This is a genomic window from Moorena sp. SIO4E2 (assembly GCF_010671945.1).
Taxonomy (GTDB): Bacteria; Cyanobacteriota; Cyanobacteriia; order Cyanobacteriales; family Coleofasciculaceae; genus Moorena; species Moorena producens.
In genome coordinates this window covers 1-2,047 of the sequence record NZ_JAAHIE010000981.1, presented here as the reverse complement: position 1 = coordinate 2,047, position 2,047 = coordinate 1, and the positions used below count along the sequence as shown (strand labels likewise).

General features: G+C 44.3%; 1 protein-coding gene. It reads left to right on the top strand.

Going from position 1 to position 2,047, the window contains the following annotated elements; genetic code table 11:
• Positions 1-187 precede the first annotated feature (187 nt).
• Entirely contained in the window at positions 188-1,792 is a 1,605-nt protein-coding gene (locus F6K37_RS39700) for a beta-barrel domain-containing protein (RefSeq protein WP_287256762.1), read from the top strand.
• Positions 1,793-2,047: the final 255 nt, after the last annotated feature.

Below are 2,047 nucleotides of genomic sequence, written 5' to 3'. Positions count from 1 at the left end.
CCCTACTCCCTACTCCCTACTCCCTACTCCCTACTCCCTACTCCCTACTCCCTACTCCCTACTCCCTACTCCCTACTCCCTACTCCCTACTCCCTACTCCCTACTCCCTACTCCCTGTTCCCTATTCCCTATTCCCTATTCCCTGTTCCCTTTTTAAAAATGCTATAGCAATTACCAATTGTGGATTATGCCATACGACCCTAACTCAGGCTTTCCAAACTCAGGCTTTCCGAAAAAGCCAAACGATGACTATATAACTCGCAATAGTTTAGTCACCAATCCACCGGACTCGCTAAACACTAATCAGACACCACCACCAACTCAATCAGCCTCATCACCATCAGCCTCATCACCATCTCTCGGTGATGACTGGTCTGAACTCACCCATGACTTGCTCAATACCTTGCCACGAGCGTGGACTCGGGGATTGCTCTATCTGTTAGTCATCTTTGCCGGTACCCTCTTACCTTGGTCAATGCTCTCCAAGGTAGATGAGACCGGGAGTGCCAGAGGGCGGATTGAGCCTAAGGGGAAAACCATTAGGTTGGATGCACCAGTTTCTGGAACGGTGGCTGCCCTGAAAGTCAAAGAGGGGGAGATCGTAAAGGCAGGACAGATTTTACTGAAGTTAGAATCAGATTTAGTTCGTGCTGAGCTCGAGCAGTTGCTTCAAAAACAGACAGGTCAACAGAATCGGCTGGCGCAGTTAGAACTACTCAAGAATCAATTGATGCTGGGGCTGCATACCCAACAGCAACAGAACCAAGCTCAAGAATTGGAAAAACAGGTTCAAGTGGAGCAGGCAAAGTATAATCTTGATTCTCTCAAGAATATCCATAATTTACAAAAAGAGGAAAAACTGGCCCAAATCAATCAAGTTCAGCAATCCATTGAGTCGAGCCAAGCAACTTATAAATTAGCATTAATTCGGTTATCAGCTGCCCAGGAAAGACTCCCACGCTACAAACAAGCGTTTGAGGAAGGTGTCATTTCACAAGACCGCTTCATTGAAGCGGAACAGCTAGTAAAAGAAAACTACCAAAGCGTTGTCCAAGCCCAGTCCGATATTTTGCAAGCCAAGTCCCGCCTCAAAGAGCAGCAAGGCAGCTACGAGCGGATTATTCATGAAGCTAAGGCTGATATTCAGCAAGCTGAACTTCGCCTGAAAGAGCAGAAACGTAGCTATCAGAGTCTAGTGCAAGGGAGTAAACTGGCGATGCTAAAAATTGAGGAACAGCTGAAGAATCTGGAAACAGAAATTACTACCCTGCAAGCAGAAATTGCCCAGGTAAAAAGCCAGATTAAATCCTTGGAATTTCAGTTAGAGCAACGAGTACTCAAGGCTCCTGCTACTGGCACAGTTTTTCATTTGCCGATCCAAGGCGCTGGGGATGTTGTCCAACCGGGAGAGGTAATTGTAGAGATTGCACCAGAGAATTCAGCCCTAGTACTCCGAGCCCAAATAGCGACTACAGAGAGTGGGTCTTTACAGGTAGGAATGCCAGTGAAGATGAAGTTTGATGCCTATCCCTTCCAAAACTATGGGGTATTGAAAGGTAACTTGAGTTGGATTTCTCCAGACTCGAAGATGACAGAAACCAACCAAGGCAAGCTAGAAAGTTTTGAACTGGAAATCGAGTTAGAAAAGCCCTATATCGAAGCCCAAAACAAAAAGATTACCTTAACTCCAGGTCAGACTGCAACAGCCGAGGTGATTGTCCGGCAGCGTCGTATTATTGATTTCATTCTGGATCCATTTAAGAAGTTGCAAAAAAGTGGTTTGGAGCTTTGACATCAATTTTTATTACTCATTATTCATGAGTGATTAATCATTTATTATCTGAATCATTAAGATTCAGATATTGATAATTTTGTCAACTTTGTTCAGATATTACTTGACTGGATATAATGATGATAATCTAGACTAATAAGTACTACCTACTTATTGTACCCTAGCCGCCATGTCTTTGACTCAAGAATTAAAAACGGCAACAGAAACGCCAACAGAAAAGGCAACAACTGTACCGGAAGATGTTATATTTCCCCC

What these genes read in the sequence shown, in the direction of transcription:
- F6K37_RS39700 (WP_287256762.1), top strand. Translation starts at nt 188, where the DNA reads ATGCCATACGACCCTAACTCAGGCTTTCCAAACTCAGGCTTTCCGAAA.